At 71.4% G+C, this 14,673-nt stretch carries 13 protein-coding genes, 1 tRNA gene and 1 pseudogene; 9 read left to right on the forward strand and 6 right to left on the reverse strand.

What is annotated here, in order from left to right; genetic code table 11:
• Positions 1-110: 110 nt before the first annotated feature.
• The 5 genes and pseudogenes from OHS18_RS18910 to OHS18_RS18930 all read left to right on the forward strand — a co-directional run.
• Positions 111-479 (forward strand): annotated as a pseudogene (locus tag OHS18_RS18910) (substrate-binding domain-containing protein); the annotation flags it as partial.
• A gap of 174 nt (positions 480-653) precedes the next feature.
• Entirely contained in the window at positions 654-1,037 is a 384-nt protein-coding gene (locus OHS18_RS18915) for a peptidase inhibitor family I36 protein (protein ID WP_328450789.1), read from the forward strand.
• Between the two features lie 659 nt (positions 1,038-1,696).
• A tRNA-Arg gene (locus OHS18_RS18920) sits at positions 1,697-1,773 on the forward strand.
• A gap of 314 nt (positions 1,774-2,087) precedes the next feature.
• Positions 2,088-2,390 (forward strand): hypothetical protein, encoded by a 303-nt coding sequence (locus OHS18_RS18925; protein ID WP_328617937.1) that lies wholly within the window; start codon positions 2,088-2,090, stop codon positions 2,388-2,390.
• 214 nt (positions 2,391-2,604) lie between these two features.
• Positions 2,605-2,877, forward strand: coding sequence for a hypothetical protein (locus tag OHS18_RS18930; protein ID WP_328617938.1), 273 nt, complete (start codon positions 2,605-2,607; stop codon positions 2,875-2,877).
• A 428-nt stretch (positions 2,878-3,305) separates the two neighbouring features.
• Here the strand turns inward: OHS18_RS18930 and OHS18_RS18935 are convergent, their stop codons facing one another.
• The 4 genes from OHS18_RS18935 to OHS18_RS18950 all read right to left on the reverse strand — a co-directional run bounded on the left by OHS18_RS18935 (position 3,306) and on the right by OHS18_RS18950 (position 8,752).
• Entirely contained in the window at positions 3,306-4,454 is a 1,149-nt protein-coding gene (locus tag OHS18_RS18935; RefSeq protein WP_328450783.1) for a nucleotide disphospho-sugar-binding domain-containing protein, read from the reverse strand.
• Between the two features lie 36 nt (positions 4,455-4,490).
• Positions 4,491-5,507, reverse strand: coding sequence for an alcohol dehydrogenase catalytic domain-containing protein (locus OHS18_RS18940; protein WP_328450781.1), 1,017 nt, complete (start codon positions 5,505-5,507; stop codon positions 4,491-4,493).
• 458 nt (positions 5,508-5,965) lie between these two features.
• The gene (locus OHS18_RS18945) at positions 5,966-7,129 is read right to left on the reverse strand and encodes a DegT/DnrJ/EryC1/StrS aminotransferase family protein (protein WP_328617939.1); all 1,164 of its coding nucleotides are present in this window, start codon (positions 7,127-7,129) and stop codon (positions 5,966-5,968) included.
• A 96-nt stretch (positions 7,130-7,225) separates the two neighbouring features.
• Complete coding sequence (locus tag OHS18_RS18950; protein ID WP_328450777.1) at positions 7,226-8,752, reverse strand: MFS transporter; 1,527 nt, start codon at positions 8,750-8,752, stop codon at positions 7,226-7,228.
• Here OHS18_RS18950 and OHS18_RS18955 point away from each other — a divergent pair.
• Positions 8,742-8,912, forward strand: a complete 171-nt coding sequence (locus OHS18_RS18955) for a hypothetical protein (RefSeq protein ID WP_328450775.1) — start codon at positions 8,742-8,744, stop codon at positions 8,910-8,912. The genes OHS18_RS18950 and OHS18_RS18955 overlap by 11 nt on opposite strands.
• 198 nt (positions 8,913-9,110) lie before the next feature.
• Here the strand turns inward: OHS18_RS18955 and OHS18_RS18960 are convergent, their stop codons facing one another.
• Entirely contained in the window at positions 9,111-10,298 is a 1,188-nt protein-coding gene (locus tag OHS18_RS18960) for an acyl-CoA dehydrogenase family protein (RefSeq protein ID WP_328450773.1), read from the reverse strand.
• 224 nt (positions 10,299-10,522) lie between these two features.
• Between OHS18_RS18960 and OHS18_RS18965 the strand changes: the two genes are divergently transcribed.
• Entirely contained in the window at positions 10,523-11,353 is an 831-nt protein-coding gene (locus tag OHS18_RS18965; protein WP_328450771.1) for an alpha/beta hydrolase, read from the forward strand.
• A 126-nt stretch (positions 11,354-11,479) separates the two neighbouring features.
• On the opposite strand, the gene OHS18_RS18970 is transcribed toward OHS18_RS18965, so the two are convergent.
• Positions 11,480-12,034, reverse strand: coding sequence for an NUDIX hydrolase (locus OHS18_RS18970; RefSeq protein WP_328450769.1), 555 nt, complete (start codon positions 12,032-12,034; stop codon positions 11,480-11,482).
• 244 nt (positions 12,035-12,278) lie between these two features.
• Here OHS18_RS18970 and OHS18_RS18975 point away from each other — a divergent pair, with 244 nt between their 5' ends.
• Entirely contained in the window at positions 12,279-13,685 is a 1,407-nt protein-coding gene (locus tag OHS18_RS18975; RefSeq protein WP_328450766.1) for a nucleotide sugar dehydrogenase, read from the forward strand.
• Positions 13,682-14,671, forward strand: coding sequence for an NAD-dependent epimerase/dehydratase family protein (locus OHS18_RS18980; protein ID WP_328617940.1), 990 nt, complete (start codon positions 13,682-13,684; stop codon positions 14,669-14,671). The genes OHS18_RS18975 and OHS18_RS18980 overlap by 4 nt, the downstream gene beginning before the upstream one ends.
• The last annotated feature ends 2 nt before the right edge of the window (positions 14,672-14,673 follow it).

Here is a 14,673-nt window from a genome sequence, read left to right on the forward strand (position 1 = left end):
CTGGCCTGGGCGCCACGCCTGGCGCGGTCGTCCATGCAAGCCTCGGCGCCGCTGCCGGCCCGTTCGACGCGGTCATCGACGCAACCCCGAGTGCCCCTGCCGGCGCGTTCGACGTGGTCATCCGAGAAGCGGCCGGCCTGAGCGCGGAGAGCGCCATGGCCGGCGCGTTCGCGCTGCTCGGTCGCACACCGCGGCCGACCGCGCTGCTGTGCATGTCCGACCAGCTCGCGCTGGCCGCGCTCGCCGTGGCGCGGCAGCTGGGGATCCGCGTGCCGGAGGACCTGTCGGTGGTCGGCTTCGACGACACCTCGGTCGCCCGCTGGTCGGAGCCGCCGCTGACCACGGTCCGGCAGGACCTCGCGGCCAAGGGCCGGATCGCCGGCGAGCTGGTGCTGAACCTCCTGGCCGGCACTCCTCCGGCCGTTCCCGGCGAGGTGCCGGTGGAGCTGGTCGTGCGTGCCAGCACCGCCCGCGCTTAGCATCGCCGCGTTTCGCGGGCAAGGCCGTTCGCGGATCTGTGGACAACCATTCCCGCGCCGCGCAGTTGTCCACAGAATCGAAATTGCGGGCTGACAACTCCCCGGCCACCCGCCAATCTGGAATCACACATTCACCGCGGCCCGCAAGCCGCGACTTCCGAAGGGGAAACCACCATGTCCGCACGCCGTATCCGCGCCCGCCTGCCGCACCTGCTCGTCCTGGCCATGCTGGGCCTGCTGACCAGTGCCGGAGCCGCCCAAGCCGCCACCGCGCAGGCCGATCCGGTCTGCAAGAAGGGCGAATTCTGCCTGTGGTCGGCGGACGACTACGGCGGCGACGCCCAGCGCTTCGACCTGCGGACCGCGAATCCCGAAGACTGCATTCCGCTACCCGAAGGATTCGACGGATCCTCTTTCGTGAATCTGATGAGCCGTGACGTCACGGTCTACCAGAGCGAAGAATGCACGACCGAGGGAGATTTCATCACCTACCCGGGTGGCGGCACGTTCGTGCCGAAGGCCCCGTTCGTGGTCCGCGCGATCAAGATCTGGGAGTGACCCCCTGACCCGGGCCCGGCCGGCCGCCTGCTCCCCAGGGGGCGAGCCGGCTCGCACCGGCGGCAGCCGGGCCCGACCGGGGCCGCTCCCCCGAAGCGGCCCCAGCCCGTGGGCGCGCCTCTGCGGCGTGGCGCGCCCACGGGCCCACCCCCGACGCCCCCACTGCCCGGCGAGCCGTGTCACGCAGGGCAGCGGCAGCGACGCCGATACCCGCACATCCGGGCGCTCACACGCAGGACCCACAGCCGGCGCACACCGCAGCGTCACAAGACCGGGCGCCCGCCTGCGCCAAGGCGCCGTCACTGCGCGACCACGGCCGCGGCACCTGCTCCGCAGGCGCCCCGGCTGCACCTCCGCAGCCCTGGGCTCAGCGGCCCGCGGGCGCGCTCTGCGGCGTGGCGCACCACCACGACACCCGACGGGAGGGTTCGCCGCCCCGAAACGTCCCTATCGGCCCGATTACGGCCGTGAAAGGTCCACACCACTTCACCCGCACGGGTCACCCGTTCACGCCGACGTCGAGGCGTCACCCCGGATCCCGGATTTCCGTCTATCGAGACCTGAAACGATTCGCCGGTGTCGAACGATCGAGAGGATGACGACGACTAAGCTGCCCCGTGCCGGGTCACCGGCACGACCGGCAGCAGCCGTCGGCGCGGGCCCTCGTAGCTCAGCTGGATAGAGCAAGAGCCTTCTAATCTCTAGGTCGCAGGTTCGAGTCCTGCCGGGGGCGCCACCAGGGAAGACGCCGTGCGCGGGTCGCGCACGGCGTGCCTGGACCAAGAGATTCCCCTCACACCCGGACGTGTCGTCCGCGGCCGCATACCCCACTGTGGACGGTGGCGGCCCGCGTTCTTCTTGCGGAGCACCCGTCCGGGCGACGCCCTGTTCGTGCGGCCAACTGGCCCAACACCCCCGCCCCGAGACAATCTTGTTATCAGGACGGCGATCTCGGCCGCCGTTCTCCCCCGCGACCGGACGATCACACCGAGCAATGTCCAGCGTCGCCGTGCCCGAGACCCCATCCGACTTTCCTGGAGGACGAACACCGTGACGGATCCGGAATCCGACCCGCAGCACCACCGCCGGCGGGCCAACGGCGCCGCTCGCGCCGTCTTCGACGAGGCCCGCCGCGCCGGGCTGGTGCAACGGCACCTGAGGAAGCTGCACCACCTCGCCGTCCGACGTCCCCCGGACCACCCGGACCCGGCGCACGCCGGCATCCCACCATCGACGACTTCGACAAACACCACTATCCCGTCCACATCGGAGATGGCGACCGCCCAGCAGGTGCCCCGCATTCCGCCGTCGACCGGGCCGGCCACACCTCCGTCCACTTCGGAGGCCGCCTGACTGTCACTTGTGGACGGTGACCGTCGCCGGCGTGCCCTCTTACCTGACTCGCGGTCGCGGCGCATCTTCTGTCTTGCTCTCTTCGGCCCGTCTCGGCGCCTGAACCGGCCACGAGGCCAACTCGACGAACGAAAGTGCTGCTCACAGCCCCGCGTCGGGGGTGCGGGCACCCGTTCGGACCACACGAAGGTGGTATTTCGCCGCCGGAAACAGCATGATGGAAGAACGAGGCGGCACGTTCCGCCCCGGTCTGACGAATGCGGAGGACGTTCCGGTGCCAGATCCCATGGTGAGGAAGCTGCTGAACGCGGTGGAGCGGTCGGCGGGCTACAGCCACACCGGCTACCTGCTGTACGGGCTCAAGGGCCCCGGCCCGTTCGCGGCGCCGGCGCACCTGGCGCCCGTGTGGCACCCGGACCTGCGGCTTCACCCGTCACTCAGCCGCCAGGAGCGCGAAGCCTTCGATCGCCTGACCGCCTGGTTCTGACCCGCCTCGGCCACGCGACACCGACACGCTCCCCGGGCGACCCGGCGCGCAGCCGGCACCCCGGTCCACAGCGCACCCCAGCGACGAGACCAGGCACGACGGCCACCGATCTCGCGAGATCGGTGGCCGAGCACGCGAGATACGCACCCAGTCACGCCTGACACGTCCGGACGCGCGAGTGACGCACCCGATCGCACGAGTGACGCTCCCCGTCGCACGAAATCTGCCCTCGCCCCGCGAGTCGCGCCCCCACCACGCGAAACCCGCGACTCACGCACCCCACCACACGAAACCCGCGCCCAACTACGCGCGCCGTGCCCCTATCACCAGGCGAGATCCGCGCCCGAGCACGCAAGATCTACGCCTGACCACGTGTGATGCTCCTCCGAACACGTGGGTTGCCCTCCGAACACGCGTGATGCCCCAGGTCAGGCGGCCTCGGCGGCACCGTCCGCGACCAGCGCGGCCAGGCTCTCCGCCACCTCCACGGGCGTCGGCTGGGCTGCCAGTTCCGCCGCCAGCGTCCCGGCCGAGCGGCGGTACCCGGGGCGCTCCAGGATCTCCGCGCACTGCTCGGCGATCGCCGCCGGGTTGATCTCGTCCGGGAGCAGCCGGATGCCCGCGCCGGCGTCCGCGATCGCCGCTCCGTTGTCGAACTGGTCGTCGAAGACCGGGAGCACCAGCTGCGGCAGGGCCGCCTCGATGGCCGTCAACGTGGTGCCCTGGCCGCCGTGGTGGATGGCCGCGTCGCATGTCGCGAACACCGGGGACAGCGGCATGCGGCCCACGTGGTGCACCTCCGGGGGCAGCGGGGGCCAGCCCGCCGCGATGCGGTCGTCCACCGCGACCACGATCTCCACACCCAGGTCCACCAGGGCGCCGACGATGTCCGTCACGCTGCCGGCGACCTGGCTGCGGCCCGTGCGCGGCACGACCGTGCCCAGCGTCAGGCACACCCGCGGCCGGCGACGGCGGCGCAGCACCCAGTCCGGGACCCGGGCTTCGCCGTTGTAGGCCAGCGGACGGATGCCGGTGTGGGCCGCCGCGTGCGGGAGGCGCAGGGACGGGGGCCACGGGTTGAGCACCGCCGCCGGTCTCGGCAGCGCGTCGAGGCCGCGCGCGGCCAGCTGGATCGACAGCTCCTTCGCCGCTCCGGTGCGGTACTCCCGCAGCGCCGCCACCCCCCAGTGCAGCTCCACCTGCGGGATCCCCAGGTTCCACGCCGCGAGCGGGCCGGCGAACTCGGCTCGCTCGCTCACCACGACGTCCGGCTGCCACGCCCGCATGACGACCGACGTGCCCGGCAGGCTGCGGGCGGCCATCCGGCCGAAGACCCGGCCGTGGGCGGTGCGCTGCTCGGCCAGGCCCGCGGTCGGACGGTCGTCCGCGACGAGGTCAGCGAACCGCTCCGCCGGGCCCGACGACGCGGCCGGCAGCCCCGAGCCGAGGACCGTCGGCATAAAGTCCTCGGCGCTGAGCACCAGGACCTCGTGCCCCGCCGCGCGGCAGGCCCACGCCAGCGGGACCAACGGGAAGAAGTGGCCCGGCAGGGCCACGGTGGTGAACAGTATCCGCACGACAGCCCCCTGGCGCGGTCGGAACAGCCGGGTGGGTCAGTACGTGACGACGGCGCGGAACCGCACTTCGCCCTTGCCGACCTTGCGGACGGCTTCGGCGATGTCTTCCGCCGCGAACGTCTCGACCAGCGGCTTGACCTTGCCCGCCGCCACCAGGTCCAGGGCCTCGCGCAGGTACTCGGTGCCGTTGTGGGTGGCACCGAGGATCCGCTGGCCCAGCCCGAAGAACGGCAGCATCGGCGGCAGCGTGAACGGCTCGGTGACGTCGATGCCGGCCAGCACCAGGCGGCCGTTGACGTTCAGGCCGGTCATCGCGTCCGCGGCCGCGCGGTTCGAGGTCCCGGTGACGAGGATGACGTCGGCGCCCCCGGCCGCGCGCAACTCTTCGCCGTTGGACACGACCGTGCTCGCCCCCAGTTCGCGGGCCAGGTCGTGCTTCTCCGGCGAGCTCGTCACGGCGATGGTCTCGAAGCCGCACGCGCGGGCGTACTGGACGGCGAGGTGACCCAGGCCGCCGATGCCGACCACCGCGACGCGCTCCCCCGGCTTCGGCTCGGCCGTGCGCAGCGCGCTCCAGCTGGTGTAACCCGCGCACAGCACGGGAACGGCCAGCTCCGGCGAGAGGTGATCGGGGATGACCACGGTCTGGTCGGCGGCGACGACGATGTACTCGGCCTGTCCACCTTGGACGGTGAACCCGGTGGAAACCGGCGCGGCGCAAGCAAAGGCGGCACGAGCCGACAGCGGCAGACCGAGGCGGCAGTAATCGCAGCTGCCGCAGGTACCGCGGATCCAGGTGGTGCCGACGACGTCGCCGACCTGACGGCTGGTGACGGCGTCGCCGACCGCGACGACCTCGCCGACCGGCTCGTGGCCGGGGATGGCCGGGTCGAACGCCGGGAACGGCAACATCCCCTTGGTCACCAGGACGTCGTTCGAGCAGATGCCGGAGGCACGCACCCGGATCAGCACGTCCGCCGGGCCGGGCTCGGGGGTCGGGACCTCCCGCAGTTCCCACTCCTGGTTGACCCCGGGGATTACCGCTGCCTTCATGACCATCATCCTCACTGGAGGGAAACGTTCGGGACCCGTACCGACCACGGTGACAGGGCGGCCCGGGCGGCGGCATCTCCCCGGCTGCGGGGTTGACGCGCGACCGGGTCGGTGCGCTGCCAGACAGATGCAGGCACGGCCGGCGCGAACAGGTCGGTGCGGGCGCAGCCGATGCGGATCGGGCGGGTTCGGGCGGGTCGTGAGTGTTTAGTCGGGTTAGAACCCGACTAAACACTCACGAGGGCTGCGGCAGACCGCTCAGCCGGCCGGCCAGGTTCAACCGACAACGCGGCCAGGCGGCCGGGTTCGGGCGGTCCGGGCGCACGTCGACCACTCGGCGAGGGCACCCGGCACGCAGCTCAGACCGCGCAGGCGCCCGGGAGTTCTGGACCACGACCGCGCCGGCGAACCGGGAGTTGTCGACCACGGGCGTGCCGGCGGTCCGGGTGCGCTCGGGGTCAGGCGGCGCGGGCGATGCCCGTGCGGCGGCCCGTGCATTCCTGGACCGCCGAGATGACCCGGTCCACGTCCGCGTCGGACAGGGACTGGTGCATCGGCAGCAGCAGCGTCTTGTCCGCGGCCGCCTCGGCGCCCGGGAGGACCGCGTCCGAGCCGTATGCCGGGACCTGGTGCAGCAGGGGGTACCGGAACGTCGTGTAGACGCCCAGCTCGTACAGGTCGCGAGCCACCTCGTCGCGGATGCCGCCCTCGAACTGCAACCAGTACATGTAGTACGACGACGTGTGGCCGGCCGGCAACGGCGGCGGGACCCTCAGGCCGGACACCGACGACAGGCCCGCGTCGTAGGCCTCGGCGACCTCGCGGCGGCGGTCGATGAACTCCGGGAGCCTGCTCAGCTGGACGTTGCCGACGGCCGCGAGGACGTCGTTCGTCGTGGAGCGGCGGGAGAACGACGTGACGTCGAAGTCCCACCAGCGGGTCTGGGCGCGCATCGCCTGGTCGTAACCGCTGCGCTGCTCCATTCCCAGGTACGCGATCTTGGGGGCGCGGGCGGCCAGCTCCGGGTCGCGGACGCACAGCATGCCCCCGTCGACCGTGACCACGATCTTGCCGTGGTCGAAGCTCCAGACGCCCATGTCGCCGAAGGTGCCGCAGGCCTGGCCGTCCACTGTGGACGCGATGGCGACGGCGGCGTCCTCGATCAGGTGAACGCCGCGGCTGCGGCAGAGTTCGGCGATCTGCGCGACCTCACCCGGGTAGCCGCCGTAGTGCAGGATCAGCACGGCTTTCGTGCGCTCGGTCAGCACGGCTTCGACGTGCGAAACGCTCGGGTTCAGCGTTGCTTCGTCGACGTCGCAGAACACCGGCTTCGCGCCGCGGGAGGCGATCGCGTTGCCCGCGCCGACGAAGCTCGCGGTCGGCAGGACCACCTCGTCGCCCGGGCCGACTTCCAGCAGTTCCATCGCGATGAACGTCGCTTCGGTGCAGGAGTTCGTCGATGTCACGTGGGCGGCGTCGACGCCGATGTGGCGGGCGAAGGACGACTCGAACTCCTGGGTGCGGGCGCCGCGGCCGATCCAGTTGCTCTCGAACACCTCGCGGACCGCCGCGAGCTCGCGCTCGCCCAGCGCCGGCTGCATGACGTTGATCATCGGCTCCATCGAGGCTCCTCGAGATGTCTGGGAAGGGGTGGGTCCGGCCGGACCGCGCGCACGCGATCCGGCCGGACCCGGGAGTTGCATCAGGCAGTCAGGCCGTCAGGCCTGCGCCGCCTCCGCGGAGGTTTCGCCCTCCGCGGCGGCTTCCGGTGCACCTTCCGGCGCGGCTTCCGGCGGCGGGCCCGTGGGCATCGGCGGCGGAACCGGGATGTGCCGGAGGGTGACGAAGGCCAGCGCGGCCAGGGCCACGAACACGACCGCGCAGATGCCGGCGGTGGTGTTCAGGGCACTGGTGAACGCGTTGCCCGCCGCGGAAAGCAGGTCCTGCGCGACGGCCGGGGGCTGCGTGCTCGCAGCCTGGACCGCGCTGGAGATGCTCTCGCGGGTCGCGTCGGCGGCCGGGCCGCTGACGCTCGCCGGCACCGTCAGGTGGCTGTGGTAAGCCGCCGTCGCGATGCTGCCGAGGGCGGCGATGCCGAGCGCGACGCCCAGCTCACCACCGGTCGACTGCAGCGAAGCCGCCGACCCCATCTTCTCGGGCGGAGCCGAGCCCATGACGACCTTGTTGACCAGGACGCCGATCGGGCTGCCGCCGATGAAGATGATGCTCGAGCCGACGATCAGCACGGCCACGCCCGAAGTCGTGTCGTACAGGCTCAGCACGACCATGCCGACCGCCGCGATGAGCATGCCGACCATCATGATGATGCCGGGACGCACCTTCAGCGACAGCGGGTTGGTCACCTGGATGCCGATCACCATGATCACGGCCGGGATCAGCAGCAGCAGCGCGGACTTCAGGGCCGAGAAGCCCTCCACCTCCTGCAGGTGCTGGGTCACGAGCAGACCCGTGCCACCCTGGATCGCGGCGAACAGCAGGCCCAGGATCAGACCTCCGGAGACGGCCTTGATCGCGAACAGGCGGACGTCCAGGAGCGGGTTCGCCAGCTTGCGCTGCCGGCCCACGAACACCACGCCGAACACGATGCCCGCCAGGGCCACCAGGACCGGCGCGACCGCCCAGCCGGAGCGGACGACCTCCTTGAGGCCCCAGATGAAGGGCAGGATCGCCAGCAGCGACAGGGCCACGCTGAGCAGGTCGACCTTGCCCGCGTTCGGATTCTTGAACTCGGGCAGCAGGATCGGCCCGAACACCAGCACCAGGAGCATGATCGGGACGGCCAGCAAGAAGACCGAGCCCCACCAGAACGACGCCAGCAGCAGGCCGCCGATCACCGGGCCGAGGGCGATACCGGCCATCATCGAGGTGGCCCAGACACCGATCGCGGCACCCATCTGCTTCGGGTGCTGGAACATGCCCATGATCAACGCGAGCGTCGAGGGCATGATCGTCGCACCCGCGATGCCGAGCAGAGCACGGACGACGATCAGCATCTCGGGGTTGGTCGAGAAGGCCGCGACCACCGAAAGGATGCCGAAGGCGGTGGCCCCGGTGACCAGGACCTTCCGCCTGCCTATCCGGTCACCGAGCGTACCCATGGTCACCAGGAACCCGGCGATCAGGAAGCCGTAGATGTCGGTGATCCACAGCTGCTCGGTGCTGCTCGCGCCCAGGTCTGCGCTCAGGTGCGGGAGAGCGAGGAACAGGACGTTGATGTCCATCATCGTCAACATCGTGGGGAGGGCGAGCACCGCCAACCCCCACCATTCCCGCCGCCCGGCCAAGGGCGGCGCGCCGTTACCGGTCACTTTTCATCATCCTCTCTCCATCAATGCCGCCGGCCGACCGAGGGATCACAAAGGCCAGACGCACAAGGCGTTGTGACTTCGAGGTCGGTTCGTACGGTGAGTAACTGTCCCAGAGGCCGCTCGTCACGAGCATCTTCCGAAATGCGGTGCGGGCGGCCCCGGGAACTGTCCGGGGTAGCTGTGCGTTTCTCACCGTTTTCCCCCGGCGAAACGGCCCTGACCTGCGACCACGGATTCCTGTGGCGGGCCGGACCGGGGCAGCGAAATCGGGGGCTCAGATGTATGCCGTGTCCGGTTCCAAACCGCACAGAATACGGCCGTACAATTCCGCGGCGGTGGTCGGGTTGATCAGTGCGTGCAGGCTCGCGGCCTGCAGGTCGTGCAGGATGCCCTGGATCGGCACGTGCTGGTAGATCGACGCGCCGCCCGCGCCGGCCGCCAGGATGTCGACGGCTTCCTTGGCCAGCTTGCAGACCTCGCCGACGTCGGCCCGGTTGCGGGCACGCTCGACGAGGGTCCACGGGACACCCTCCGCCGCCTTGCGGTCCACAGTGGACGTGATCCGCCAGGCGTGGAACTCGGCCTGGTCGATCTTCTGCGAGGCCTCGGCCACCTGCAGGTGTGTGACGGCGGCGTCCGACTGCTTCGTGTAGGCCGTGTAGGCGATCCGGCGGCCCGGCAGCCACTCCAGGAAGTTCTCCTTCGCCGCGCGCGCCAGGCCCAGCAGGGTGCCGACGGTGCTCGCGCCGGCCACCGGCACCAGCGGCGCGCGGTAGATCGGGATCCGCGCGTTGCGCTCGGAGACGCTGTTGCCCTGCACGACGGTGGGCATCGGCAGCGCCCGCTCGGCCGGGACGAAGAGGTCCTGGGCGATCGTGGTGAGGCTGCCCGAGCCCTTGAGGCCGGTGGCGTACCAGTCGTCGACGACCTGCAGGTCCGCCATCGGGACCAGGGCCATCAGCGGGTACGGCTCGGACCCGTCGGCCGGGTCGAGGATGGCGATGATCTCCTGCCAGTGCGCGTGCGGCGCGCCGCTGATGAAGCTCCACTTGCCGTTGACGACGAAGCCGCCGGCGACGGGCTTGGCGAAGGCGGTGGGGCTGAGCGTCCCGCACACCCGGACGTCCGGGGTCGAGAACACCTCCTCCTGCACCTGTTCCGGGAACATGCAGACCATCCAGCCCGGGATCGAGTAGACCGAGGCGACCCAGGACGCCGAACCGTCGCCGCGGCCGAGCTCCGCGGCCACCTCCATCAGCGTGGTCGTGTCGGCTTCGTAGCCGCCGAAGCGGGCGGGGACGCGGAGCTTGAAGATGCCGGCGTCGGCGAGGGCGTCGATCGTCTCCTCGGTGAGACGGCGGTCTTCGGCGGCTTTGCCGGCGTTCGCGCGCAGGAGCGGGACCAGGCCGGCCGCGCGTTCGACGAGCTGGGCGCGGGTCGGAAGGGGGGTGCTCGGCACCATGACCTCCACGGTGTGACAGGACGACCGAGGGCCGCACGGGGCGGCTCCGGGCGCAACAGGGACGCCGCGCGTTCCCGACGGTCGCACCCGGTTCCGGGCGGTCGCACCTTGCGGAATGCGGCCGGGCGAGGCCTCGCAATCGAGAAGAGCCCAACCGGAGAGACGCGCCGGGCCGCCGGGCCGCAAGACACTGGCGCAAACCTGTCCTTGACCGGAGGATGCGCATGCGAGTCACCATCGACCGGCTGGCCGTACCCGGTGCGAGCCTGTACTACGAGGTCCGCGGCGCCGGCCCGGCGCTGCTGGTCATCCCCAGCGGCAACGGCGACGCCGCGCCCTTCGTGCCGCTCGCGGAGACCCTGTCCGACGAGTACACGGTGATCACCTACGACCGGCGCGGCTTCTCCCGCAGCCCGCTCGACGGCCCGGTCGGCGACGACCGGCTGGCCGACGACGCGCACGACATCGGCGCCCTGCTGCGGCACCTCGCGCCGGGCCCGGCCGCGGTGTTCGGGTCGAGCTCCGGGGCGATCGTCGCGCTCGCCACCCTGGAGCGGCACCCCGACCTGGTGCACACCGTCGTCGCGCACGAGCCGCCGCTGGCGTCGGTGCTGCCGGACGCCGAGAAGTGGCTCGGGTTCTACTCCGACCTGTACGAGACCTACCAGCGCGAGGGCGTCGACGCCGCGCGCAAGGCGTTCCGCACCGGGATGGGCATGGACACCACGACGAAACCACCGCGGCGCACCGAGCTGCCGCCCGACGAGCTCGCCGAGATGCTCGGCCGGATCCGCCGCAACCACGTGTTCTGGTTCGAGCACGAGCTGCTGCCCTACCCGGCCTACCGCCCGGACCTGGTGCTGCTGAAGTCCCTTTCGGACAAGCTGGTGCTGGCCGGCGGCGACACCGCGCGCGACGGTTTCCCGTACCGCCCCAACACCGTGCTGGCCGGGCACACCGGCAACCCGATCGTGCACCTGCCCGGCGGGCACGTCGGGTACGTCACCCACCCCGACGAGTTCGCCGTGGCCCTGCGGGAGATCGTCCGCCCCTGACCGCACCCCGCCGACTCGTCACTTTCCCTGGGAAAGATGCGTCCGAAGGCCCCCTGGACGTATCTTTCCTAGGGAAAGTTCGGTTGTGGGGGCACCTGGCGTAGCACTTTCGTGTGAAATTTGCCTTCAGGCTTCTTCGTGGAGTTTCAGCAGGGTGTACGCGGCCACCGTCGTGTTGTCGCGGATGCCGCCGGTGCGGATCAGGGCCTCGAACTCCGCGCGTGAGCACCACCGGTGGCGCATGTCCTGCTCCTCGTGCTCGCGCTCCGGCTCGCCTTGGACGAGGCCGGTCGCCAGGAACACCGTGCACATCTGGCCGCTCGCGCCGTGCCACGCCGCGAGCCGGCCGATCGGCACCATCGACGCGGCGCGCAGGCCCGTCTCCTCGGTGAGCTCGCGGTGCGCCAGCTCCAGCGGGTCGCCGTCGCGGCGATCGGGGTAACAGCCCTGCGGGAACTCCCAGTACCGCGCCAAGAGCGGGTAGCGGTACTGGTCCACGAGGTGGAACCCGCCGCGCTCGGCCGCGATCACGATGGCGAAGTCCGGCCGGTCGATCACGGAGTAGATGCCCTCCGAGCCGTCGGGGCGCTCGATGGCGTCTTCGCGCACGCTCAGCCACGCGTTCTCGTACACCTGCCGGGAGGAGATCTGCCGGATCACCGGGAGATCGACGTCAGCCATGGGCCCACGATAAGCGCCCCGCACGGCCGGCGCGTCTCCGGCGGTGCGGCGCAAGCAACAGAGGAGACGCGGGCGGCGACGGCCCGCGCGGACCATGGTCGCTGGGGAGATCGGCGGTCCGGCCGGGCCATCGGCCGGACCCGTCCGCGTTCGCCCCCGACGAGTTCGTGCAGGACCCGCGCTCGATGCCGTCGCCGGCCCGCGAGCCGGACCCGGAGGCATCATCACTCGATTGGAGACGCGAATGCGTTTTCTGCCCGACCACGACCAGCTCCGAGTGGCGGTGATCGGATTCGGCTATGTCGGCTCGTGCATCGCCGCGACACTGGCCGACCGGGGGTTCGACGTCGTCGGCGTCGACACCGATCCCCGCCTGCTCGACGAGCTCGCGCGCGGCCACTGCCGGTTCGCCGAGGAAGGCCTCGCCGACCTGATCTTCCAGGGCCTCGCCGACGGGCACCTGCGCGTCACGACGGAGATCGCCGACGCGGCCGAGGCCGACGTCATCCTCATCTCGGTCGGCACCCCGGTGCGCGAGGACGGCTCTCTGGCCGAGGAACAGCTGCGCGGCGCCTGCCGGGCGCTGAGCCCGCACCTGCGCCCCGGCCAGCTGATCGTGCTCAAGAGCACCGTCCCGCCGGGCACCACCCGCGGCATCGTGCTGCCCCTGCTGGAGGAGAGCGGCCTGACCGGCGGCGTCGACTTCGGCCTGGCGTTCACCCCCGAACGGCTCGCCGAGGGCACGGCCCTGCGCGAGCTGCGGACGTTCCCGATCGTCGCCGGCGGGCTCGGCGCGGACAGCGAGGCCGCCGCGGAGGCGTTCTGGCGCCGCGCGCTCGACGTCGAGGTGATCCCCCGCGACTCGCTCGAAGCCGCCGAGATCGTCAAGCTGGCCAGCAACTGGTGGATCGACCTGAACATCGCGCTGGCCAACGAGCTCGCGAAGTTCTGCGCGCTCTACGGCGTCGACGTGCTCGACGTGATCACCGCGGCGAACACGATCCCCAAGGGCGCGGGCAACGTCAACATCCTGCTGCCCAGCGTGGGTGTCGGCGGATCGTGCCTGACCAAGGACCCGTGGATGGTGTGGCGCTCGGCCGACCGGCGCGGGCTGCAGATCAGGACGGCTCCGGCCGGGCGCGAGGTCAACGCCGGGATGCCGGAGTACACCGCGCAGCTGGCCGTCGACGAACTGGTGCGCCAGGGCAAGAACCCCACCGGCAGCAAGGTCGCCGTGCTGGGCCTGGCGTTCAAGAACGACACCGGGGACCTGCGGGCCACCCCGACCGTCGGCGCGGTGAAGACGCTCGCCAAGGCGGGGCTCACCGTCACCGTGCACGACCCGCTGGTCGACCCGGACGCGGCCGAGGAGCTCTTCGGCGTCCGGCCCACCGCCAGCCTGGAAGAGGCCGTGCGGGACGCGGACTGCGTCGCGATCCTCGCGCTGCACCGCGACTTCCACGACATCGACTTCGCCGCCCTCCCGGTCGCGGAGAACTGCCTGGTCCTCGACGGCCGGGCCTACTACCCCAAGGAAAAGATCGCCGAACTGCGCGCGGCCGGCTACGTCTACCGCGGCATCGGCCGCGGTGACGCGATCACCGGCCCGGACGAAGGCGCGCAGCGGATCTGGACGGAGACCGGCCGATGACCACCCCTCACGTTGCCCGCCACGCCGTCGTCACGGGCGGCACCGGCTTCCTCGGCTCGCACCTGGTCGAGCGCCTGGTCGACCGCGGCGACCGCGTCACCGTCCTGGACGCGGCCGCGCCGCGCTTCCCGGTCGACGGCGTCGAGTACATCACCGCGGACCTGCGCGACACGGCGAAGCTGGCGGAGGCGATCCGGCCCGGCGTCGACGTCGTCTACCACCTCGCCGCGGTCGTCGGCGTCGACCAGTACCTGGCGCGCCCGCTCGACGTCATCGACATCAACTACGCCGCCACCCGCTCGGTGCTCGACCTCGCGCTCGAGGCGGGCGCGAAGGTCGTGCTGGCCAGCACGAGCGAGGTGTTCGGCAAGAACCCGGCGGTGCCGTGGGACGAGGACGGCGACCGCGTCCTCGGCGGCACGTCGCACGACCGGTGGTCCTACTCCTCCAGCAAGGCGCTGGCCGAGCACCTGACGTTCGCCTTCGCCCGCCAGCGCGGGCTCGAGGCGACCATCGTGCGCTACTTCAACGTCTACGGCCCGCGCCAGCGGCCCGCCTACATCGTCAGCCGGTCGGTCCACCGCGCGCTCAACCGGCGGTCGCTGGTGGTCTACGACGAGGGCCGGCAGACCCGCTGCTTCACGTTCATCGACGACGCGATCGAGGGCACCCTGCTCGCCGCGGACCACCCGGACTCGGCCGGGCAGGCGTTCAACATCGGCAGCATGGTCGAGACCACCATCGGCGAGGTCGTCCGGCTGGTCGGCGAGATCACCGGCGCGACCGACGTCGTCGACGTCGACACCGGCGTGAAGCTCGGGGCGTCGTACCAGGACCTGCCGCGGCGCGTGCCGAACAACGCCAAGGCACAGGCGATCCTCGGCTGGCGGCCCGAAACCGCGTTGCGCGACGGCCTGATCAAGACCGTCGAGTGGGCGCGCGGCGCGGACTGGTGGCTCGGCCAGGACGACAAGGGCGCGGAGTGAGG

This window comes from Amycolatopsis sp. NBC_00355, assembly GCF_036104975.1.
Taxonomy (GTDB): domain Bacteria; phylum Actinomycetota; class Actinomycetes; order Mycobacteriales; family Pseudonocardiaceae; genus Amycolatopsis.

What these genes read in the sequence shown, in the direction of transcription:
- OHS18_RS18915 (WP_328450789.1), top strand. Translation starts at nt 654, where the DNA reads ATGTCCGCACGCCGTATCCGCGCCCGCCTGCCGCACCTGCTCGTCCTG.
- OHS18_RS18930 (WP_328617938.1), top strand. Translation starts at nt 2,605, where the DNA reads ATGATGGAAGAACGAGGCGGCACGTTCCGCCCCGGTCTGACGAATGCG.
- OHS18_RS18940 (WP_328450781.1), bottom strand. Translation starts at nt 5,507, where the DNA reads ATGAAGGCAGCGGTAATCCCCGGGGTCAACCAGGAGTGGGAACTGCGG.
- OHS18_RS18945 (WP_328617939.1), bottom strand. Translation starts at nt 7,129, where the DNA reads ATGGAGCCGATGATCAACGTCATGCAGCCGGCGCTGGGCGAGCGCGAG.
- OHS18_RS18955 (WP_328450775.1), top strand. Translation starts at nt 8,742, where the DNA reads ATGTCCATCATCGTCAACATCGTGGGGAGGGCGAGCACCGCCAACCCC.
- OHS18_RS18950 (WP_328450777.1), bottom strand. Translation starts at nt 8,752, where the DNA reads ATGATGGACATCAACGTCCTGTTCCTCGCTCTCCCGCACCTGAGCGCA.
- OHS18_RS18960 (WP_328450773.1), bottom strand. Translation starts at nt 10,298, where the DNA reads ATGGTGCCGAGCACCCCCCTTCCGACCCGCGCCCAGCTCGTCGAACGC.
- OHS18_RS18965 (WP_328450771.1), top strand. Translation starts at nt 10,523, where the DNA reads ATGCGAGTCACCATCGACCGGCTGGCCGTACCCGGTGCGAGCCTGTAC.
- OHS18_RS18970 (WP_328450769.1), bottom strand. Translation starts at nt 12,034, where the DNA reads ATGGCTGACGTCGATCTCCCGGTGATCCGGCAGATCTCCTCCCGGCAG.
- OHS18_RS18975 (WP_328450766.1), top strand. Translation starts at nt 12,279, where the DNA reads ATGCGTTTTCTGCCCGACCACGACCAGCTCCGAGTGGCGGTGATCGGA.
- OHS18_RS18980 (WP_328617940.1), top strand. Translation starts at nt 13,682, where the DNA reads ATGACCACCCCTCACGTTGCCCGCCACGCCGTCGTCACGGGCGGCACC.